Annotated in this window: 21 protein-coding genes; 12 read left to right on the forward strand and 9 right to left on the reverse strand. The window is 67.1% G+C overall.

The features are described from left to right. The first annotated feature begins 45 nt into the window (after window positions 1-45). The 5 genes from ygfZ to LGR44_RS08745 all read left to right on the forward strand — a co-directional run bounded on the left by ygfZ (window position 46) and on the right by LGR44_RS08745 (window position 5,401). Window positions 46-924, forward strand: coding sequence for a CAF17-like 4Fe-4S cluster assembly/insertion protein YgfZ (gene ygfZ, locus LGR44_RS08725; RefSeq protein ID WP_226739440.1), 879 nt, complete (start codon window positions 46-48; stop codon window positions 922-924). Window positions 925-1,040: 116 nt separating this feature from the next. Continuing rightward, window positions 1,041-2,984 (forward strand): hybrid sensor histidine kinase/response regulator, encoded by a 1,944-nt coding sequence (locus LGR44_RS08730; protein WP_226739443.1) that lies wholly within the window; start codon window positions 1,041-1,043, stop codon window positions 2,982-2,984. 95 nt (window positions 2,985-3,079) lie between these two features. Beyond that, window positions 3,080-3,724 (forward strand): FMN-binding negative transcriptional regulator, encoded by a 645-nt coding sequence (locus tag LGR44_RS08735; RefSeq protein WP_226739445.1) that lies wholly within the window; start codon window positions 3,080-3,082, stop codon window positions 3,722-3,724. A gap of 466 nt (window positions 3,725-4,190) precedes the next feature. Next, the gene (locus LGR44_RS08740; RefSeq protein WP_226739447.1) at window positions 4,191-4,799 is read left to right on the forward strand and encodes a DNA-3-methyladenine glycosylase I; all 609 of its coding nucleotides are present in this window, start codon (window positions 4,191-4,193) and stop codon (window positions 4,797-4,799) included. After that, window positions 4,799-5,401 carry an HD domain-containing protein gene (locus LGR44_RS08745; RefSeq protein WP_226739449.1) on the forward strand — a complete coding sequence of 201 codons (603 nt, stop codon included), beginning with the start codon at window positions 4,799-4,801 and terminating at the stop codon, window positions 5,399-5,401. Before LGR44_RS08740 ends, LGR44_RS08745 begins: the two co-directional genes overlap by 1 nt. On the opposite strand, the gene LGR44_RS08750 is transcribed toward LGR44_RS08745, so the two are convergent. From LGR44_RS08750 to LGR44_RS08760, 3 genes are read right to left on the reverse strand one after another with little or no spacing between them, the layout of a single operon-like run. After that, window positions 5,334-5,621: a hypothetical protein gene (locus tag LGR44_RS08750; protein ID WP_226739451.1), complete on the reverse strand. Its 288-nt coding sequence runs from the start codon at window positions 5,619-5,621 to the stop codon at window positions 5,334-5,336. The genes LGR44_RS08745 and LGR44_RS08750 overlap by 68 nt on opposite strands. Window positions 5,622-5,635: 14 nt before the next feature. Then, the gene (locus LGR44_RS08755; RefSeq protein WP_226739453.1) at window positions 5,636-6,925 is read right to left on the reverse strand and encodes a cytochrome P450; all 1,290 of its coding nucleotides are present in this window, start codon (window positions 6,923-6,925) and stop codon (window positions 5,636-5,638) included. Continuing rightward, window positions 6,885-7,544 carry an acyl-homoserine-lactone synthase gene (locus tag LGR44_RS08760; protein WP_226739454.1) on the reverse strand — a complete coding sequence of 220 codons (660 nt, stop codon included), beginning with the start codon at window positions 7,542-7,544 and terminating at the stop codon, window positions 6,885-6,887. The genes LGR44_RS08755 and LGR44_RS08760 overlap by 41 nt, the downstream gene beginning before the upstream one ends. Before the next feature lie 83 nt (window positions 7,545-7,627). On the opposite strand from LGR44_RS08760, the gene LGR44_RS08765 reads away from it, so the two are divergent. Beyond that, window positions 7,628-8,401, forward strand: coding sequence for a helix-turn-helix transcriptional regulator (locus tag LGR44_RS08765; protein ID WP_226739456.1), 774 nt, complete (start codon window positions 7,628-7,630; stop codon window positions 8,399-8,401). 51 nt (window positions 8,402-8,452) lie between these two features. Here the strand turns inward: LGR44_RS08765 and LGR44_RS08770 are convergent, their stop codons facing one another. Further along, window positions 8,453-8,872, reverse strand: coding sequence for a helix-turn-helix domain-containing protein (locus tag LGR44_RS08770; RefSeq protein WP_226739458.1), 420 nt, complete (start codon window positions 8,870-8,872; stop codon window positions 8,453-8,455). Window positions 8,873-9,020: 148 nt separating this feature from the next. Here LGR44_RS08770 and LGR44_RS08775 point away from each other — a divergent pair, with 148 nt between their 5' ends. From LGR44_RS08775 to LGR44_RS08795, 5 genes are all read left to right on the forward strand, one after another. Then, window positions 9,021-9,533 (forward strand): tyrosine phosphatase family protein, encoded by a 513-nt coding sequence (locus tag LGR44_RS08775; protein ID WP_226739460.1) that lies wholly within the window; start codon window positions 9,021-9,023, stop codon window positions 9,531-9,533. Between the two features lie 88 nt (window positions 9,534-9,621). Further along, window positions 9,622-9,870: an exodeoxyribonuclease VII small subunit gene (locus LGR44_RS08780; protein WP_226739463.1), complete on the forward strand. Its 249-nt coding sequence runs from the start codon at window positions 9,622-9,624 to the stop codon at window positions 9,868-9,870. Between the two features lie 105 nt (window positions 9,871-9,975). Beyond that, window positions 9,976-11,883: a 1-deoxy-D-xylulose-5-phosphate synthase gene (dxs, locus tag LGR44_RS08785; RefSeq protein WP_226739465.1), complete on the forward strand. Its 1,908-nt coding sequence runs from the start codon at window positions 9,976-9,978 to the stop codon at window positions 11,881-11,883. A gap of 188 nt (window positions 11,884-12,071) precedes the next feature. Next, complete coding sequence (locus LGR44_RS08790; RefSeq protein WP_226739467.1) at window positions 12,072-12,800, forward strand: TlyA family RNA methyltransferase; 729 nt, start codon at window positions 12,072-12,074, stop codon at window positions 12,798-12,800. After that, window positions 12,793-14,043, forward strand: coding sequence for a class I SAM-dependent RNA methyltransferase (locus tag LGR44_RS08795; RefSeq protein WP_226739469.1), 1,251 nt, complete (start codon window positions 12,793-12,795; stop codon window positions 14,041-14,043). The genes LGR44_RS08790 and LGR44_RS08795 overlap by 8 nt, the downstream gene beginning before the upstream one ends. Window positions 14,044-14,313: 270 nt before the next feature. Here the strand turns inward: LGR44_RS08795 and LGR44_RS08800 are convergent, their stop codons facing one another. The 4 genes from LGR44_RS08800 to LGR44_RS08815 form a co-directional block, all read right to left on the reverse strand. Then, on the reverse strand, window positions 14,314-15,063 hold the full coding sequence (locus LGR44_RS08800; RefSeq protein WP_226739471.1) for an SOS response-associated peptidase: 750 nt from the start codon (window positions 15,061-15,063) through the stop codon (window positions 14,314-14,316). A gap of 111 nt (window positions 15,064-15,174) precedes the next feature. Beyond that, the gene (locus LGR44_RS08805; protein WP_226739473.1) at window positions 15,175-16,170 is read right to left on the reverse strand and encodes a magnesium transporter CorA family protein; all 996 of its coding nucleotides are present in this window, start codon (window positions 16,168-16,170) and stop codon (window positions 15,175-15,177) included. Window positions 16,171-16,212: 42 nt separating this feature from the next. Then, complete coding sequence (locus LGR44_RS08810; protein ID WP_226739475.1) at window positions 16,213-17,064, reverse strand: SDR family oxidoreductase; 852 nt, start codon at window positions 17,062-17,064, stop codon at window positions 16,213-16,215. 4 nt (window positions 17,065-17,068) lie between these two features. Beyond that, window positions 17,069-18,850: an acyl-CoA dehydrogenase gene (locus LGR44_RS08815; RefSeq protein ID WP_226739477.1), complete on the reverse strand. Its 1,782-nt coding sequence runs from the start codon at window positions 18,848-18,850 to the stop codon at window positions 17,069-17,071. A 125-nt stretch (window positions 18,851-18,975) separates the two neighbouring features. Between LGR44_RS08815 and LGR44_RS08820 the strand changes: the two genes are divergently transcribed. After that, complete coding sequence (locus LGR44_RS08820; protein ID WP_264196440.1) at window positions 18,976-19,947, forward strand: L-threonylcarbamoyladenylate synthase; 972 nt, start codon at window positions 18,976-18,978, stop codon at window positions 19,945-19,947. 18 nt (window positions 19,948-19,965) lie between these two features. Here LGR44_RS08820 and wrbA read toward each other — a convergent pair whose 3' ends face one another. Next, the gene (wrbA, locus tag LGR44_RS08825) at window positions 19,966-20,565 is read right to left on the reverse strand and encodes an NAD(P)H:quinone oxidoreductase (protein ID WP_226739481.1); all 600 of its coding nucleotides are present in this window, start codon (window positions 20,563-20,565) and stop codon (window positions 19,966-19,968) included. Window positions 20,566-20,643 lie beyond the last annotated feature (78 nt).

Here is a 20,643-nt window from a genome sequence, read left to right on the forward strand (position 1 = left end):
GTTGGGCATATGTCACGCTCACGATCTGAGCAACTGGAGCAGGACATGCCGTCAGCGCATTTGGCCGACCGGGGCGTGGTAAGAGTTTCCGGCGCGGACGCCAAGACTTTTCTGGACGGGCTCGTCACCTGCGACCTCGACCGGGTCTCGCCCGAGGCCGCGCGGCTCGGCGCCCTGCTCACGCCGCAGGGCAAGATCCTGTTCGATTTCATCGTGTTCCAGGCTCCCGACGCCATCGAGGGCGGCTATTACCTCGACGTGCTGAAGGTCCATGCGCCCGACCTCGCCAAGCGCCTCGGCTTCTACAAGCTCAGGGCGAAGGTGACGATCCAGGATCTCTCCGGGAGCCTGGCCGTTGTGGCGGGCTGGGACGCCCCGAGGCCCGAGGACGAGGCCGGCCTCGTGGCCGAGGACCCGCGCCTGCCGGCGCTGGGCTGGCGCGCCATCGTGGCGGCGGAGGATGCGGCGGAGTTCGCGCAGGATCCGGCCGAGCGCTACCACGCCCACCGCATCGCCCTGGGGGTGCCCGAGGGCGGCAGGGACTTCCTGTTCGGGGACGCCTTCCCCCACGAGGCGCTGATGGACCAGCTCCACGGGGTCGATTTCGACAAGGGCTGCTATGTGGGCCAGGAGGTGGTCTCCCGCATGCAGCACCGGGGCACCGCGCGCACCCGGATCGTGCCCGCGATCTACGAGGGCGGCTTCGCGGCGGATCTCGGGGTCGAGGTCACGGCGGGCGAAAAGAGCCTGGGCAAGACCGGCACCGGCGCCGAAGGGCGCGGCCTGCTCATGATCCGCCTCGACAGGGCGGCGGACGCGCTTGCGGCCGGGGAGACCATCCGCGCCGGCGGGATTCCGGTGGAACTCCGGAAGCCGGAATGGGCCGGTTTTGCCTTTCCCGGAGAGACGGCGCCCCGAAGCTGAGCCGGCACGAGGAATGGGGCCGACCCGGAGGAACCGATCAGCAGCACCTGCGTTGCTCTCCGTTGAGCTCATTCTCGAACGAAAGCTCGAATAGCGCCTGAACGGGGAATGTCTGGATGGATACGGGACTAGAGTACGGCTCGTTGAGGAACAAGGAGCCCTTCCAGCTCCTCATCGATTCCATCACCGATTATGCCATCTACATGCTCGACCCCACCGGGATCATCGCGAGCTGGAATCCGGGAGCGCAACGCTTCAAGGGCTACACGGAGAGCGAGATCCTGGGAGAGCACTTCTCCCGGTTCTACACCCCCGAGGAACGCGCCGCCGGACGCCCGCTCCGTGCGCTCCGCATAGCGGCAACCGAGGGCAGGTTCGAGGACGAGGGCTGGCGCGTCCGCAAGGACGGAACCCGGTTCTGGGCCCACGTGATCATCGACCCGATCATCGATCCCTCTGGCCGCCTGACCGGTTTCGCCAAGGTCACCCGCGACGTGACCGAGCGGCGGGAGGCGCAGGAGGCCCTGAGGCAGAGCGAGCAGCGCTTCCGTCTGCTGGTCCAGGGCGTGACGGACTACGCCATCTTCATGCTCGACACGGGCGGCTACGTGGCGAACTGGAATGCGGGCGCCGAGCGCATCAAGGGCTACCGCGTGGACGAGATCGTCGGCCAGCACTTCTCCCGATTCTATACCGAGGAGGACCTCGCCGCCGGGATTCCCCGCAAGGCCCTGAAGACCGCCCTCGAGGAGGGCAAGTTCGAGGCGGAAGGCTGGCGCCTGCGCAAGGACGGATCGCGCTTCTGGGCGAACGTCGTGATCGACCCGATCTACGACGACGAGGGCCGACTGACCGGCTTCGCGAAGGTCACCCGGGACATCACCGAGCGGCGGGAAGCCCAGGAAGCCCTCAAGCAGACCCAGGCCGCGCTGTTCCAGTCGCAGAAGATGGAGGCGGTCGGACAGCTCACCGGCGGCATCGCGCACGATTTCAACAATCTGCTGACGATCATCGTCAACAATCTCGACCTGCTCACCCGCAACGCCAGCAACCCGCGCGACAAGCGGCTGATCGAGAGCGCCCATCGCGCCGCCGAGCGCGGGGCGAAGCTGACGCAGCAATTGCTGGCCTTCTCGCGCCGGCAGCCCCTGCAGCCCGAACTCAACAACCCGAACACCCTCATCAGGGGCTTCGAGCCCGTCTTCCGCCGGGCTTGCGGCGAGGCGATCGACCTGCAGCTCGATCTTGCGCCCGATCTCAAGGCCGCGAACATCGACGGGCCCCAGTTCGAGGTTTCGCTCCTCAACCTCGTGGTCAACGCCCGCGACGCGATGCCGGACGGCGGCAGGCTCTCGATCTCGACGCGCAACGTCAGCTCAGGCGGCAGCGGCAATGCCTGGGTGGAGGCGACGCCGGGCGAGTACGTGGCCATCACGGTCGCGGATACGGGACAGGGGATGCCGCCCGAGATCCTCACGCGGGTCTTCGAGCCCTTCTTCACCACCAAGGAGGTGGGCAAGGGAACCGGGCTCGGCCTGAGCCAGGTCTATGGCTTCGTGAGCCAGTCGGGCGGGCATGTGGACATCGACAGCATCCCGGGCCAGGGCACGCGGATCATGCTTCTGCTCCCGGCTCAGGACGGCGACGAGGAGAAGGGCGAGGATTCCGAGGAGGAGCGGCAGATCCGCCAGAGCGCCGGGACCGTGCTGATCGTCGAGGACGAGCCCGAGGTGCTCGACATCGCCGTCGAGATCTTCGAAAGCCTGGGATACGACGTGCTCACCGCCGGGGACGCCCCGAGCGCCCTGGACGTGCTCAGGCGCGACGTGGACATCGACGTGCTGTTCTCGGACGTGGTGATGCCGCGCGGGATGAACGGCCTCGACCTCGCCAAGGAGTCCCGGCGCCTGCGGCCCGACATCCGCATCCTGCTCGCCTCCGGCTACCCCATGTCGACCTTGCCCTTCCAGGGTATGCCGGACGGGACCTCCTTCATCAGCAAGCCGTATCGCTGGACCGAGCTGGCCGACAAGCTCAGGAGCCTGCGACGGGTCTCGTGATCCATCGCGGCGCGTGATGGCGGCGTGCTGGAAGATTGATTGGTCAGGCGCCCGGGATTGCGCTTAGCTGGCCCGCGACATTCGACAGGCCCGCCATGTATCAGCCGCCGCATTTCCGCGAAGACCGCCTCGAGGTTCAGCACGCGCTCATCCGGGCCCATCCGCTCGGCATGCTCGTGACGATGGGACGCTCGGGCCTTCTCGCGAACCCCATCCCCTTCGTCCTCGACGAAGCCGCGTCTCCCCTGGGGACGCTGAAGGCCCATCTCTCCCGGGCCAATCCGCAATGGCAGGACTTCGATCCGGGCCAGGAGGCCCTGGTCGTCTTCCAGGGGACCGAGGCCTACATCACGCCTTCCTGGTACGAGACGAAGCGGGAGACCGGAAAGGTCGTGCCGACTTGGAACTACGCCGTCGTGCAGGCCCGGGGCCGGATGAGGGCGGTCGAGGATCCCGCATGGCTGATGCGCCAGATCGGCGAGATGACCGGGCAGCAGGAGGCGGCGCATCCCGAGCCCTGGGCCGTGAGCGATGCCCCGCCCGCCTTCGTCGCGGCGCAGCTCAAGGGCATCGTCGGCATCGAGATCGAGATCGCCCGGATCGAAGGCAAATGGAAGGTGAGCCAGAACCGCCCCGACGCCGACCGCCGGGGCGTGGCCGAGGGCCTTCGCGCCCTGTCGGACGACGAGCCGCGGCGGATGGCCGAGATGGTGGAGGCGAAGGGCGCGCCTGGGACGTGAGCGGCGCATTCGGGCCGCAGCGGAGTTCCCCGCCGACGGATGCCGGGCTTGGTAAGGCTCACGCGGATGGCGCCGCGCTGCTCTCCTCCCCACGGACCTCGGACGCGCCGACCGGCTCTCCTCCCCCTTGTGGGGAGGAGGTGGAGGTGGGGGTGTGAGCGCCACACCTTCATAGGCTATCGCTCACACCCCCACCCTGGCCCTCCCCACAAGGGGGAGGGAACAAGGTCGCGCTGAACACCGCCACATCAACGACGGTCTCATCCTCTCCCAACCTCATCCTGAGGAGCGGCGAAGCCGCGTCCCGAAGGAGGGTCCAGTCCGCTCCTGACATGCCCCACCCTTCAACAAGGTCCTGCGTGACCTCCTCAGGATGAGGGCTGCGGAGAGGCCGGACGAACAGCGGCGACAGGAACCCGCCTCAACCCCACTTCCCGACTCCGCGAGAGCCCGCTACACCAGCCTCATGACCGACGGACTGATCCTCCATCCCGACCACAAGGCCCGCTGCTGGTGGCCCGGCACCGACCCGCTCTATGTCGCCTATCACGACACGGAATGGGGCGTGCCGGAGTTCGACGACCGGGCCCTGTTCGAGAAGCTCATTCTCGACGGCTTTCAGGCCGGGCTGTCCTGGATCACGATCCTGCGCAAGCGCGACAACTTCCGGCAGGCCTTCGCGGGCTTCGATCCGGCGGTCATCGCCCGGTTCGATCAGGCCCAGGTCGAGGCGCTGATGCTCGATCCCGGCATCGTGCGCAACCGCGCCAAGATCGAGAGCACCGTGGCGAGCGCGCGGGCCTGGCTCGCCATCCAGGAGCGGGGCGGCTTCTCGCGCTTCCTGTGGGATTTCGTGGATGGGCGGCCGGTTCAGACCCATGCCCGCACGCGCGCCGACATCCCCACCGAAACCGAGGTGTCCCGGCGCATCTCGAAGGCGCTCAAGGCCGAGGGCTTCAATTTCGTCGGCCCCACCATCGTCTATGCCTTCATGCAGGCGGTCGGCATGGTCAACGACCATCTCACCGGCTGCTTCCGCCATGCGGAATGCGCGGCGCTGGCCGAGACGCGCTGATGACGAAGGAACCCCGCGTCTGGCAGCGGATGCTTTCGGGCAGACGCCTCGATCTCCTGAACCCCTCGCCCCTCGACGTGGAGCTCGACGACATCGCCCACGGCCTCGCCCGCGTCGCCCGCTGGAACGGCCAGACGGTGGGCGACCACATCTTCTCCGTGGCGCAGCACAGCCTGCTGGTGGAGGCGATCGCCGAACACCTGAACCCGGAGATGTCGCGCGCCTGGCGGCTCGCGGTGCTGCTGCACGACGCGCCGGAATACGTGATCGGCGACATCATCTCGCCCTTCAAGGCGGTGATCGGCGATGCCTACAAGGTGATCGAAGGGCGGCTCCTCGCCGCGATCCACCTCCATTTCGGCCTGAGCCCGGAGCCTGCCGCCGTCCTGAAGCGCTTCATCAAGCGCGCGGACAGGCAGGCCGCCTATCTCGAGGCGACCCACCTGGCGGGTTTTGCGCGCGAGGAAGCAATCAGGATCTTCGGCCGGCCGGAGCCCTTGCCCCGCTCCGTCGCCGCCCTGGTGGAGCCCTGGCCTATTGAAGTGGCTCAGCGGCGCTACCACGAGAGAGTCGCGGTTTTGCACGCGGATCCTTCCGGCTGAACATCATCATCCGGATCTCGCCGCCCGGGTCCACCTGCAGGTCGGCATCCACCAGGCGCAGATCGTCCACGAGGTGGAGAAACGCGAGCAGCTTCGCCCTCGTCTCGTCGGGCAGCCGCAGCACGCGGTTGATGAGTTCGGAACGGAGCACGGACACCACCCTGTCTTTCTTTCCGCTCGCATCGGAGCAGTCGTCGTCGCTGAAATCGTGAATTCTCATCGGGGGCTTTCCTTTCAGGCGACGGAGGCGTGCAGCCGCGCGGGTTCTCGAATGCGGATCTCGATCTGCATGTCCGGCGGGATCAGCGTGACCGACGGCGTCGGTCTCGGCGCCGGACAGGGCGTCACCTGCCCGAAGGAGTAGGCGGAGGCGAATTCCAGCGCGATGAGCTGCAGTTCGAGCATGGCGAGCCCCATGCCGACGCAGGCGCGCGGACCGAGGCCGAAGGGCAGATAGGCCCGGTTGCCGTAAGAACGGTCGAGCCGGAATTTTTCGGGCTCGTCCCAGTGCCGGGGATCGCGGTGCAACTGCCACGGAGCGATGATGAGCGACGTGCCGCGCCTCAACTTGCGCCCGCCGAACTCGATATCGCGCTTCGTCTCCCGCGAGAACCACCAGGCGCTCGGATAGAGCCGCAGCACCTCGCGCACCAGGGCGAGACTGATGGGTGCGTTCTTCAACCTGTCGGCAGGGATCTCGCCGCTCCAATCGGTGATCGAAGCCGCCTCGTCGGCAACCGCGTCCGCAAGTCCCGGCTCAGTGGAGAGATGATAGACGAGCCATGCCGCGACCGAGCCTGTCGTGTGGTGGCCCGTGAGCAGCATCGTCAGAATCTCGTTCGACAGATCCTCGTCGCTCAAACCGAGGCTTTCCAAGGCACGTAGCACCGATGCGTCATGGGCACGATCGCGCACCCGCCGCACCACGAGGCTCATGGCCTTGCGGGCGAACTCGCGCCTTTTTTTCCGCCTGTAACTCTCCCACGGCATGAGTGGCACGACACGAAAGAGTTCGTCCGCCAGATCGTCTTCGACGAGCCTTACAGCCGCGACGATAGTCTGTTCATCGGCAGCCGAGAGAACTTGGCGACCGAACAAGGCGATGCAGGCCATCTTCAATGCAAGCGGCGCGAGCGCTCCATGCGGGCTGAAGCTGCGATTCTTCGCGATCCGTGCGCCGACTGCTCGGACTTCCGCCGACATCGGTGCCGTGAGGCGCTCCACGGAGCCCTTCGCCATGTATTTGTGAAGGACCTCGCGGCGACGGACATACTCGTCTCCGCTCATCGTCAACGAACTAACCCCCACGACGGAGCGCAACTTATGAATGAGCCGCCCCTTGTCGATTTCTCCTTCATCCGCCTTGAGCAGCGGCTTGATGATCTCGGGATCGGTCACAAGAAACATCGGCGCGGGGCCGAGCGCCATGGGGACCAGCGGCTCGGTCGCGGAGTTGCCTCTTTCCAGAAGGAAGGCCAGAGGATCACGCTGAAAGGCGGTCAGATCCGAGAACCAGTGTCTCATCGTCTATCTCCACGTCTGCAGCCAGTTTGAGAAGAGCCTCGAAGCGCCAGCCGCGCTGGTTGGCCAGGGGGATGTCGCCCGCTACGAGCGAGAGAGGCTTACCGGTCTCGTCGAGCCCGACGATCTGCGGCGGGCCGTAGCGCCGCGTCCTGATGCCGAGCTGCGTGAGAAATCGTTCGTATCGAAGATCGGCAAGGGCAACCAACGCGCTCGCGCCGCACCGGTAGGCAAGATGGAACATGAGGGAATAGAGAAGCCGCGCAGTGATCGAGCCCGCTTCTGACGGAAGAACGCCGAATCGGCTTATTTCCCAAACGTCATGACGCTGCGGATAGGCTGCGAAGGTCGCCAAGTGAGGAAAGACGGATTGAGCGAGATAGGGACGGTCGGTGCGGATGGCGCGAAAACCTGCAATCAGATTTCCGCTACGGAATAGAGCACAGTGAATCGTTGATCCCGTATCGAATTGATCACGTTCGCGACCGCGCTTTACCGTCAGATCCCACCTCAGCGCATCGACGAACAGGGTTTTGCGGAATTGATAGAGCTGATCGACAACGCTAGGATTTTGCGTTTCGGTACAGAAAACAGCCCGTAAGTGCTTGGACGCGGTTTGCATGAAGGCGGATTTCCATGAATCATCATGAACATCGTCACCCTTCTGAGAGCCGCTCGGTATCCCGGAAAACCGTGAGGTTAGAATTGGACCTGGACGAGGCCATTGCCGGTATCGAAGCCTGCACGTCGCTCGACGAACTGCGTATTTTTCTCCAGGACATCATTGAGAATTACGGATTCTCGGCTTTCAACTTCATCGATGCGGGCCAGCCGCATCTCGACATGCCCTTTCATTTCGGAACAATCAGCGGCGCCTGGAAGGAGGAATACATCCGCAACAATTTCGTTGTCGTCGATCCCGCAATCGCGAAGGCGCGGAAGATCAACATTCCCTTCACGTGGGGAAGCATACCGCTACCGGTCTTCACGGGACGCAGGAAGCCCGGCGCTATCAAGACGATGGAAGCCGCTCGTGATCACGGTTTTACCGAAGGCTTGATGATCCCGTACCACTTTCGGGATCAACTCGGGCGAGTTCATTCAAGTGCCACGACATTCTTCTGGAGGGACCCGGTTGAAAAATTCCACTTCCTCCTTTCGGAACGGAAGCACGAACTGCACCTCATCATGATTTACTGGGTGCAGCGCGCGGTGGACATCATCGCCCGGGAACACCGGGCGGGGGTCACGGTCATCCGCCCTCATCAGAACAATACCGGCATCGCCCTCACCGACCGCGAGCGCGACATGCTGGCCTGGGCCGCACGCGGCAAGACGGTGGCCGATACGGCGGACATCCTCAAGATTTCGGAGGAAACGGTCGAGACCCATATCCGCAACGCCATGCGAAAGCTCGACGCCACCAACAAGACGCACGCGGTCGCCAAGGCCATCTATCTCGGCCTGATCGACGTGTAGAACGCTGTCCTCCCCCATCTCCGGGGAGAGGTCGGTGTGGAGCGGGATGCCTTAGCCCTTGTCGGGCGGTCCGCCGCCCTCGCGCAGCTCTTCCGCCACCGCGAGGGCCAGGTCCCTCATGCTCCTGCGGATCTTCGGGCTTCGGAAGCCGGCGAGGAGCTGGATGAAGCTGACCATGTCCGACGACGCCATGATCTGGCTCCATCGCCGGGCGTCCTCGTCCGTCACGTCGTCCCCGCATCCGGGATTTTCCTCGAAGAAGAACTGGATGGGCACCGTGAGAACCCGGGCGATCTCGTGCAGGCGCCCGGCGGTGACCCGGTTGGCGCCCTTCTCGTATTTCTGGACCTGCTGGCACGTCACGTTCAGCGCCCGGGCAAGATCCTCCTGGCTCATGCCCAGTTGGAGGCGACGCAGGCGAATCCGACCGGCCACATGCTTGTCGATAAGGCTGGGAGCTTTCTGTTCCATCATTCCGTTCCGGTGTGGAGCAACAATATACCACTACCGCGTGCATAAGAACAGTTTCTTACGCCCCTCGATACACCCTTCCCTCATTCCTCCTTATCTTTAAGACAGGATCGGTCTTCCGTTCGATTCCCACGGCTCAAGGTGGCCCATGCCGACCCTGCACGTCTGTCCCCTCTCCTGCCTGCACGATACCGTCGCCACCACGGGCGCCAGCCATGTGGTGACCCTCATCAATGTGGGCTCCGCCGTGGAGCGGCCCGCGAGCGTTGCGGCGGACCGGCACCTCTTCATCGGCGTCAGCGACATCGTGGAGCCGCTCGAAGGGCACATCCTGCCGGAGGCGGAGCACATCGAGACCCTTCTCGCCTTCGTCCGCACCTGGGGCCGGGAGAGTCCCCTCGTCTTCCATTGCTGGGCCGGAATCAGCCGCTCCACCGCCGCCGCCTACATCTCCGCCTGCGCCCTGGCGCCCGAGCGGTGCGAGGACGCGATGGCCCAGGCCCTGCGCCAGGCCTCCCCCAGCGCCACGCCCAATGCCCGCTTCATCGCCCTTGCGGACGACATCCTAGGGCGCAACGGCCGGATGGTGGACGCGGTCAGGCGCATCGGCCGGGGTGCGGAGGCCATGGAGGGAGTTCCCTTCACCCTCCGCCTCGCCTGAAGGCGCGGCAAAGCCACGCCCGACTCGAACCTTGCCAGGAGGCTCCACAATCCGCATAACGCGGGATCACGCAATGGCGGATGGCAGGATGACCGACACCACTTCGATCAAGACCCTCCCCTTCGAGAAGGCCCTGGCCGAGCTCGAGGAAATCGTGCGGCGGCTCGAGCGCGGCGATGTTCCGCTGGAGGATTCCATCGCGATCTACGAGCGCGGCGAGGCGCTCAAGAAGCATTGCGAGCAGCTTCTGAAGAAGGCCGAGGCGCGAATCGAGAAGATCACCGTCGGTCCGGACGGCCAGGCTTCCGGCACGACGCCGCTCGACGTCGCCGAATAGCCCGGTTTCCCAAGGGAAACGGCCAAGTCTTCGGTTTGACCAAGCCCCTTCCCAACCCTATCTGCTGAACAGAAGGCCGCTGCAACCGCTCTGGCGAGAACAAATTTGTCCACACCTCTCCTCGACACCATCAAAACCCCGGACGATCTCCGTCAGCTTTCCGAGAACCAGCTCCGGCAGGTGGCGGACGAGCTGCGCAGCGAGACGATCAGTGCCGTTTCCGTTACCGGCGGGCATCTCGGGGCGGGCCTGGGCGTGGTCGAGCTGACGGTCGCGCTTCACTACGTGTTCGACACGCCCCGCGACCGGCTGATCTGGGACGTGGGACACCAGGCCTATCCGCACAAGATTCTCACCGGCCGCCGCGACCGCATCCGCACCCTGCGTCAGGGCGGCGGGCTGTCGGGCTTCACCAAGCGGGCGGAAAGCGAGTACGACCCGTTCGGCGCGGCCCATTCCTCCACCTCGATCTCGGCCGGCCTCGGCATGGCCGTGGCGCGGGACCTGGAGGAGAAGCACAACAACGTGATCGCGGTGATCGGCGACGGGGCCATGTCGGCCGGCATGGCCTATGAGGCCATGAACAACGCGGGCGCCATGCATTCGCGCCTCATCGTCATCCTCAACGACAACGACATGTCCATCGCGCCGCCCACCGGCGCCATGTCGTCCTATCTCGCCCGCCTCGTCTCCGGCGGCACCTACCGGGGCCTGCGCGAGACAGCCAAGCAGCTGGCGAAGAAGCTGCCCAAATTCATCTACGAAAAGGCCCAGCGCGCCGAGGAATATGCCCGCGGCTTCTGGACCGGCGGCACCATGTTCGAGGAGCTCGGCTTCTACTACGTGGGCCCCATCGACGGCCACAACCTCGACCACCTGCTGCCGATTCTGAAGAACGTGCGCGATTCCGGCACCGGGCCGATCCTGGTCCACGTGGTGACGCAGAAGGGCAAGGGCTACGCCCCGGCGGAGGCCTCCGCCGACAAGTATCACGGCGTCGTCACCTTCGACGTGGTGACGGGCGCCCAGACCAAGGCCAAGGCCAATGCCCCGGCCTACACCAAGGTCTTCGGCGAGAGCCTGATCAAGGAAGCCCGGCAGGACGACAAGATCGTCGCCATCACGGCCGCCATGCCCACCGGCACGGGCGTCGACATGTTCTCCAAGGAATTCCCCGGCCGCACCTTCGACGTGGGCATCGCCGAACAGCACGCGGTGACCTTCGCGGCCGGCATGGCGACGGAGGGCTACAAGCCGTTCTGCGCCATCTACTCCACCTTCCTGCAGCGCGCCTACGACCAGGTCGTCCACGACGTGGCGATCCAGAACCTGCCGGTTCGCTTCGCCCTCGACCGCGCCGGTCTCGTGGGCGCGGACGGACCGACCCATGCGGGCTCGTTCGACGTGGCCTATCTCGGCTGCCTGCCCAACATGGTCATCATGGCGGCGGCGGACGAGGCGGAGCTCGTCCACATGGTCGCGACCGCGGCCGCCTACGATGCCGGTCCCATCGCCTTCCGCTACCCTCGCGGCGAAGGCGTGGGCGTGGACATGCCCGAGCGGGGCGTGCCGCTCCCCATCGGCAAGGGCCGCATCATGCGCGAGGGCAGCCGCATCGCCATCCTGTCGCTGGGAACGCGCCTCGGCGAAGCCCTCAAGGCGGCCGAGGAGCTGGAAGCGCGCGGCCTCTCCACCACGGTGGCCGATGCCCGCTTCGCCAAGCCCCTCGACGAGGAGCTGATCCTGCGGCTCGCCCGCGACCACGAGGTGCTGATCACCGTGGAGGAAGGCTCCGTCGGCGGCTTCGGCTCCTTCGTGCTGCAGCTCCTGTCCGACAAGGGCGCGCTGGACCGCGGCACCCTGAAGGTCCGCTCGATGATCCTGCCGGACACCTATATCGACCAGGACAAGCCGGAGCGCATGTATGCCCAGGCCGGCCTGGACGCGGCCGGCATCGTCACCAAGGTGTTCGAGGCCCTGGGCCGCGAGGAGCCGCGCCAGGCCAGGGCCTGAGGGCCGGCTCGCCTCTCCGGTCGGGGAAGGCCGGAACGCAGATCCGGGTGAGGGCCGCGACATCTTAGAACGTGGTGCCTTTCCCTCCCCCTTGTGGGGGAGAGGGCTGGGCGGCGCCACCCGAACCTGAACCAGAGAGTGCCCATCCCGGCTCGCAACCGACCCGCAATGCAAGCAGCAGGAATTCCATGACCCGCAAGCGTGCCGACGTGGTTCTGGTCGAGCGCGGCTTCTTCACGAGCCGCGCCCGGGCGCAGGAGGCGATTGCGGCCGGGCTCGTGACCGTAAACGGCGCCGTGATCCGCAAGGCCTCGGACGCGGTGCCGGACGAGGCGGCGATCACCGCCGAGCAGCCGCACCCTTACGTCTCGCGCGGCGGCGTGAAGCTGGCTGCGGCGCTCGATGCCTTCGCCATCGATCCTGACGGCTGCATCTGCCTCGATGTCGGCGCCTCCACGGGCGGGTTCACGGAGGTGCTGCTCGGACGCGGCGCGGCCCATGTCTATGCGGTCGATGTGGGCCACGGCCAACTGCACCCGAAGGTGGCGCAGGATCCCCGCGTGACGAACCTCGAAGGCACGGATGCGCGCGCGCTCACGCCGGATCTGATCCCGCGCGCCGCCGACCTGCTCGTCTCGGACGTGAGCTTCATTTCGCTCAAGCTCGTGCTGCCCGCCGCCGTCGCGCTGCTGAAGCCCCGCGCCACCCTGGCGGTTCTCGTGAAGCCGCAATTCGAGGCGGGGCGCGACCATGTGAAGAAGGGCATCGTGCGCGACGAGGCCGTGCATCGCGCCGTCTGCGAGGATATGACGGCCTTCGTCGCATCCCTCGGCTTCACGCCGCTGGGGCTCGTCCCCTCGCCCATCGAGGGCGGGGACGGCAATCGGGAATTCCTTTTGGGAGCACGCCGTGGCTGAACAGGTGACCATCACGCGTCTCGGCGCGAAGGCTGACGGGATCGCGGAAAGCGCGTCCGGCCCGGTCTTCGTGCCCATGGCGCTGCCGGGCGAGACCGTCACCATCGAGCGGGACGGCGCGCGGGCGCGCCTCGTCTCGGTGGATGCGGCGTCGCCCGAGCGCGAGACGCCTTTCTGCCCCTATTTCGACGCCTGCGGCGGCTGCGCGACCCAGCACATGCGGCACGGCTTCTATCAGGACTGGAAGCGGGACACCCTGGTCCACACCCTGCGGCAGGCGCGGATCGAGGCCCCCGTCGCTCCGCTCATCGACGCCCATGGTGACGGGCGGCGGCGGGTGACCCTGCATGTGCGCTTTCCCGACCGTGCCATGCGCGTGGGCTACATGGCCGCGCGCAGTCACGAGGTGGTGGAGATCGCGTTCTGCCCCATCGCGGAACCCGCCCTGAAACATGCCGCGCCTCCGGTGGCGCGGGCGATCGGCGAGCACCTGCGCAGTTCCCGCAAGCCCCTCGACATCCAGATCACGGCGGTCGAGACCGGCCTCGACGTGGACGTGCGCGGCCACGGGCCGCTCATGGACAAGGACCGGCTGAGCCTGATCGGCCTGGCCGAGAAGCTCGACCTGGCGCGCCTGTCGATCCACGGGGACGTGGTGGTGGAGCGCCGCCCGCCCGCGATCCGCATGGGCAAGGCCCTGGTCGTGCCTCCTGCCGGCTCCTTCCTGCAGGCCACGCGCCTGGGCGAAGAGACGCTGGCCGGGCTGGTGACCGAGGCCTGCCAGGGGGCCAAGCGCGTGGCGGACCTGTTCTCGGGCGTGGGCCCCTTCGCCCTGCGCCTCGCCGAGAAGGCGGAAGTCCATGCGGTGGAAACCGAGGCGGGCGCCATCGCCGCCCTCGACAAGGCGTTTCGCGCCACGCCGGGCCTGCGCCGGGTCACGAGCGAAGCACGCGACCTCTTCCGCCGTCCGCTCCTGACGCCGGAGCTCAATGCGTTCGACGCGGTGGTCATCGACCCGCCGCGGGCGGGCGCGGAAGCGCAGGCGAAGCAGCTTGCCGTCTCCAAGGTGCCCCTGATCGTCAGCGTCTCCTGCGACGCCGCCACCTTCGCCCGCGACGCCGCGATCCTGATGGGCTCGGGCTACCGGCTGGAGCGCGTCGTGCCGGTGGACCAGTTCAAGCACAGCCCGCATCTCGAAGTGATCGGCATCCTGCGGCGCGAGACCGCGAAGAAGCGGCGGTAGCACCGACCCGCTCTCCTCCCCACGGACCTCGCCCGGCTCGAAGACTCACGCCGGAAGCACCGCGTTGCTCTCCTCCCCCTTTGTGGGGAGGAGGTGGAGGTGGGGGTGTGGGCGCCATCCTGGTTCCAGTCCTGCGCCGGCACCCCCACCCTGGCCCTCCCCACAAGGGGGAGGGAATAGGCGTCGCGCTGAACACCGCCACATCCGGAGACGTCGCAATCCCTCGCCTGGTCGCAGGGCTAGCGCAGCATGAGGAGAAAGAGGCGCTCTCTAAAACAGCTTCCCCTGCCCGTCCTCGTCGCTGGAGCGCGGCTTGGCGGCCTTGCGCTTCGACTCCCCGACCGGCTTCGCCTCCGGCTCGGTCAGTGGCTCCTGCACGCCGGGATCGTCGTTCTCGACCTTGTTCACGCGGCTCGACACCGGCACCAGGTCGAGCCAGTCGTCCGGGCACGGGCGCACGAGGCGCATCGCGTCCGCGCGCTCGTCGGACACGTCGAGCCATGAGCCGATATCGTCCGGCGACAGGATCACCGGCATCCGGTCGTGCACGGCGGAGAGCGTGCCGTTGGCGTCCGTGGTCACGATGGCGGCGGTGTCGATCTCGCCGCCGTTCGGGTCCATGTAGGTCTCCCACAATCCGGCGAGCGGCATCGGTCCGCGATGGCGCGGACGGATGAGGAAGGGCGCCTTCTCGCGCCCGTGGCGCTGCCACTCATAGAAGCCGTCGGCGAGGAAGATGCAGCGCCGCCGCTTGAGCGCCGCCTTGAAGGTGGGCTTGGTCTCCAGGGTCTCGCCGCGCGCGTTGATGACGAGGGGGAAGTCCTTCGGATCCTTGACCCAGGACGGCAGGAAGCCCCAGCGCACGAGCATGAAATGCCGCGCGCCCCTGTCCTCCATGACGATGGGCACGGGCTGGGTCGGCGCCACGTTGAAGCGGGGCGGAAAGTTCGGCTGCTCCGGATAGCCGTAGAACTCCCGATAGGTGTCGGGAGGCAGGGTGATGGCGTAGCGCCCGCACATGGTGGTGTCCTCCGCTCCGTCGTGTCTTACACCATCCTCATCCCGAGGAGCAGCCGCAAGGCTGCCTCTCCGGGAGAAGTCCCGCGGATCCGGGAGACGCCTCCCGGGACTTCACAGCCACCGCTTCCAGCGGAAGAACAGATAGGGCAGCACGGCGGCCAGGATCATCAAGCCGATGGCGAAGGGATAGCCGTGCTCCCATTCCAGCTCGGGCATGAGCCTGAAGTTCATGCCGTACATGGAAGCGACCAGGGTCGGCGGCAGGAAGATCACCGACATGACCGAGAACAGCTTGATGATGTCGTTCTGCTCGATGGTCACGAGGCCCAGCGTCGCATCGAGCAGGAACTGCAGCTTGTTCGACAGGAACGTCGCGTGCTCCTCGATGGACTGCACGTCGCGCAGCGCCGTGCGCCATTCCGCCTGATAGCCGTGGGAGCGCTGCGGCCGCGGCATCGAGGCCGAGAGGAACAGGAGCAGGCGCTCCACCGTCACCATGCTCTCGCGCACGTTGGAGATGAGATCGCCCTTGCGGCCGATGGATTTCAGCGCGGCCCGGAAGGCGGCGGCGCGGCGGGTGCCCGCCCGGTCGTTGTCGAAGACCGATTGCGACAGGCGGTCGATGCGCGAGCCCACATTGCCGAGGATTTCCGCCGCCCGGTCGATGATGGTCTCGATGAGCCCGTCGAGCACCGCCTCCGGCTGGTGGCGGCAGCCTCCCGGCTTCACGGCGCGGGACATGAACATGGTGAAGGAGCGCGGCTCCCCGTAACGCACCGTCACGAGCGCCCTCTCCGTCAGGATGAACGACACGTCGATGAGCTTGGGCACTTCCGTCTCGGACGAGCAGAGAACGCGCACGGTCATGTAGCGCGCGTTGTTCTCGGTATAGAGGATCTCGGACGGCTCGATATCGGCCATCTCCTCCCGGGTCGGGATCTCGATGTTGAGATGCTGCTCGACGAGCCGGTCCTCCTCCCGGGTGGGCTCGATCAGGTCGATCCAGAGGGCGTCGTCGGGGATCTGCTCTCCCGGACGCAGGGCATACCTGTCGAGGGATTGCTCCGAGAGCCCTGCCTTTTCCGCCGGCCGGTGAATCAAGATCATACGCGTCGCCCCAGTTGTCCCGCCGAGGTTCTAGCAGAACTTCTATGACGATGGTGAGAGGGGCGGCGTATCGTCCGGCACGAAGAAATCGGGCATCAGCGGCTTCGTCGGATCGACCCGGTACTTCTCGAAATCCGTCACGCCCTCTCCGGAGAGGAATACGTCGTCGATGAGGAACCGGCCGGTAAAGCCCTTCGAGGGCTTCAGGAAGACCGCGTGGGCCGCATCGGCCAGGATCTCGGGCGTGCGGCTCGCCTGCACGATCTCGTCGCCGCCGAGCAGGTTCTTCACTGCGCTGGTGGCGATGGTGGTGCGCGGCCAGAGCGCGTTGACCGCGATGCCCCTGCCCCGCAACTCGCCCGCCAGCCCGAGCACACACAGGCTCATCCCGTATTTCGCGATGCTGTAGGCGAGATGCGGCGCGAACCATTTCTCGCTCATGTCGAGGGGCGGCGACAGCATGAGGATGTGCGGATTCTCGGCCTTCTCCAGATGCGGGATCGCGTATTTCGACACCATGTAGGTGCCGCGCGTGTTGATCTGGTGCATCAGGTCGAACCGCTTCATGTCCGTGTGCGGCGTCGGCGTGAGGCTGATGGCGCTGGCGTTGTTCACGACGATGTCGAGGCCGCCGAAGGTCTCCACCGTCTTGGCGATGGCGCCCTTCACCGCCTCCTCGTCGCGCACGTCGACCACGAGCGGCAGGGCCTTGCCGCCCGCCGCTTCGATCTCCTTCGCGGCCGTGTAGATCGTTCCGGGCAGCTTCGGGTGCGGCTCGGCGGTCTTGGCCGCGATGACCACGTTGGCGCCGTCCTGCGCCGCCCGCAGGCCGATGGCGAGGCCGATGCCGCGGGAGGCGCCGGTGATGAAGAGGGTCTTGCCGTTGAGCGTCATGGGATCAGCTCGCCAGCGCCAGGTTGGCGTCCTGCAGGAAACCGGCACCGCCCATCACCGTCTCCTCCAGGCCCCTCGCGCCCACTGCGATGTTCTCCGCGAAGAACCGGCAGAGCGCGATGCGCGCCGGATGGGCCGGATCGCCGTCGCCTCCCGCCATCAGGGCATTGGCGACGAGCGCGCCCTGGGCCAGGGCCGCGCCGCCCTGCGCGAGAGCGAAGAGGCGCAGGTAAGGCGTCGCACCCGCCAGCGCTTCGGCCGGCGCGTTCGAGGACGCGGCCTTGAGGAGATGGCTCGTCGCCCGGTCGAGGCTCTCGACGGCGTCGCGCAGGCGCGGTGCGGTGGCGCCGAAGGCGGGCGTGCTCTCCTTCAGGAGCCGGGCGACGACCGCGCGCATGGCGGCGATCTGCGCCTGCACCGTGGCGCCGCCGGAAAGCGGCAGCTTGCGGGTGACGAGATCGATGGCCTGGATGCCGTTGGTGCCCTCGTAGATCGGGGCGATGCGGGCATCGCGCAGGTGCTGCGCCGCGCCCGTCTCCTCGATGAAGCCCATGCCGCCATGGACCTGCACCCCCAGCGACGCGACCTCCATGCCCACATCCGTGGAGAAGGCCTTCGCGACCGGCGTGAGCAGGGAGGCGCGCTCATGGGCCTTCCTGCGGCTCGCCTCGTCCGTCTCCAGATGGGCGCGGTCGAGGGCCTCCGCCGTCATGTAGCAGATGGCGCGGGCGGCGGCCGTGAGCGCCTTCATGGTCAGGAGGTTCCGCTGCACGTCCGGATGCGCCACGATGGGGCTCATGCCCTCGACGGCGCCCATGGCGGCGCGGCCCTGCCTGCGCTCGTTGGCATAGCCCAGCGCCTGCTGGTAGGCGCGCTCCGCGATGGCGACGCCCTGCAGGCCCACCGCGAGGCGGGCGTTGTTCATCATCGTGAACATGCAGTTGAGGCCCCGGTTCTCCTCGCCGACGAGCCAGCCCACGGCGCCGCCGTTATCGCCGAAGATCATGGTGCAGGTGGGCGAGGCATGGATGCCGAGCTTGTGCTCGATGGAGTGGCAGCGCACGTCGTTGCGGGCGCCGTCCGGCAGGAATTTCGGCACCAGGAAGAGCGAGATGCCGCGGGTGCCCGCCGGCGCATCCGGCAGGCGCGCCAGCACCAGATGCACGATGTTGTCGGTGAGGTCGTGCTCCCCGTAGGTGATGAAGATCTTCTGTCCCGTGATCTTGTAGGCGCCGTCGCCCGCGGGTTCGGCGCGGGTGCGCAGGGCCGCGAGGTCGGAGCCCGCCTGCGGCTCCGTCAGGTTCATGGTCGCGGTCCACTCGCCGGAGACGAGCTTTTCCAGGTAGCGGCCCTTGAGATCCTCCGACCCGTGCTTGATCAGCGCCTCGATGGCGCCCATGGTCAGGACCGGGCCGATGCCGAAGGCCATGGAGGCGGCGTTCCACATCTCGACGCAGGCGGAGTTGAGCAGCGTCGGCAATCCCTGCCCGCCATACTCGACCGGCCCCGGCAGGGCGTTCCAGCCCGCCTCCGTCCAGGCCTTGTAGGCCTGCTTCCAGCCGGGCGCGGTGGTCACGACCCCGTCCTTGAGGGTTGCGCCATGCTTGTCGCCCTCCCGGTTCAGGGGCGCGATGACGTCGTTCGCGAAGCGCCCCGCCTCCTCCAGGATCGTCTGGGCCAGATCGACCGAGAGATCGGGATAGAGGCCGTCTTCGAGGGCACGGTCGAGACCGGCCACATGACGCATCGTAAAGACGATGTCGGAGACGGGCGCGCGATAGGTCATGGTGTTTCCTCTCAGAAGCGGCTGGCTTTTGATATTGACGCGTGTTGCCGCGCAGTTAAACCCGCCCAGGCACGCCAATCCCGCCTGGATTGAAGGATAGTTTAGACGTGAACGATCATGGGTCAATGGTGCAGACGCAGCGTCTGGCGGCCGATGCGGCGGGACTTGCCCACGCGGCGGCGATCCTGCAGGGCGGCGGCCTCGTCGCCTTCCCGACGGAGACGGTCTACGGCCTCGGGGCCGACGCCACCAATGCCGAGGCGGTGGCCGGCATCTATGCGGCCAAGGAGCGCCCGAGCTTCAACCCGCTCATTGCCCATCTCGACAGCATCGGGGCAGCCGAGGCCCAAGGCGAGTTCGACGAGACCGCCCGGCGCCTCGCGAGGGCCTTCTGGCCCGGCCCCCTGACCCTGGTCGTGCCGGTGGCGAAGACCTGCACCATCTCCGACCTCGCCCGCGCGGGCCTCGACAGCGTGGCCTTAAGGGTGCCGGCGCACCTGCTCGCCCATGCCCTGCTGGAGAAGGCCGGCCGGCCCATCGCGGCGCCATCCGCCAACCGCTCGGGGCGCGTCAGCCCCACGGAGGCCGACCATGTGCTGGGCGACCTCGACGGGCGCATCGATGCGGTGCTGGACGGCGGACCGGCATTGGTGGGGGTGGAATCGACCATCGTGGCCTGTCTCGGCGGCGCTCCGCGCCTGCTGCGCCCGGGCGGTGTCGCCCGCGAGGCGATCGAGGCTGTTCTCGGACAGGCTCTGGAATCGGGAGCGGAGCCGGGGGCGAGCCCGGTCGCGCCGGGCATGCTCGCCTCCCATTATGCGCCTCGGGCGCGCGTGCGCCTGAACGCCTCGGCCATCGAGCCCGGCGAGGCCGCGCTTCTCTTCGGCCCCGTCCGGCCAAGCGGGATCGAGGCGGCGCGGGCGGTCGTCAGTCTCAGCGAAAACGGCGACCTTACGGAGGCCGCCGCTCGTCTGTTCTCGTCCCTGAGGCAGCTCGACGCCACCGGCGCTGGAACCATCGCCGTGAGCCCGGTCCCCGAGACGGGCCTCGGCGAGGCGATCAACGACCGCCTCAGGCGGGCTGCGGCGGAACGCTGATCCGCTCCGCCGACAGGCTTACTTCGCGAGCTTCGCGGCGATCTCGGCCACGTGGCGGCCCTGGAAGCGGGCGCCGTCGAGTTCGGCCTGGCTCGGCTGACGGGAGCCGTCGCCGCCCGCGATGGTCGAGGCGCCGTAGGGCGAGCCGCCCTTCACCTCGTCATGGCCCATCTGGCCGGTGAAGGAGTAAGGCAGGCCGACGACCACCATGCCGAGATGCATGAGCACCGGGATGAAGGTGAGGATGGTCGATTCCTGGCCGCCGTGCTGCTGGGCGCTGGAGGTGAAGACCGCGCCGACCTTGCCCACGAGGGCGCCCCGGGCCCAGAGCGAACCGGTCTGGTCGATGAAGTTCTTCATCTGCGCCGTCATGTTGCCGTAGCGGGTGCCGGTGCCGAAGATGATGGCGTCGTACTCGGCGAGCTCCTCCGGCGAGGCGATGGGAGCCGGCTGATCCAGCTTGTAATGGGCCTTCTGCGCCACCTCGAGGGGAACGAGCTCGGGCACGCGCTTCACGACCACGTCCGCTCCTGTCTCGCGGGCTCCCTCCGCAACGGCATAGGCCATCTGCTCGATGTGACCCCAAGCGGAATAATACAGGACAAGGACCTTGGCCATGACGATGATCTCCAACGGTAAAGGTTGTTTGAACGTGCCGGAATGCCGGCCGCACCGGAACGTCGCGGAAGCTCCCCA

It is taken from the genome of Microvirga lenta (genome assembly GCF_020532555.1).
Taxonomy (GTDB): Bacteria; Pseudomonadota; Alphaproteobacteria; order Rhizobiales; family Beijerinckiaceae; genus Microvirga; species Microvirga lenta.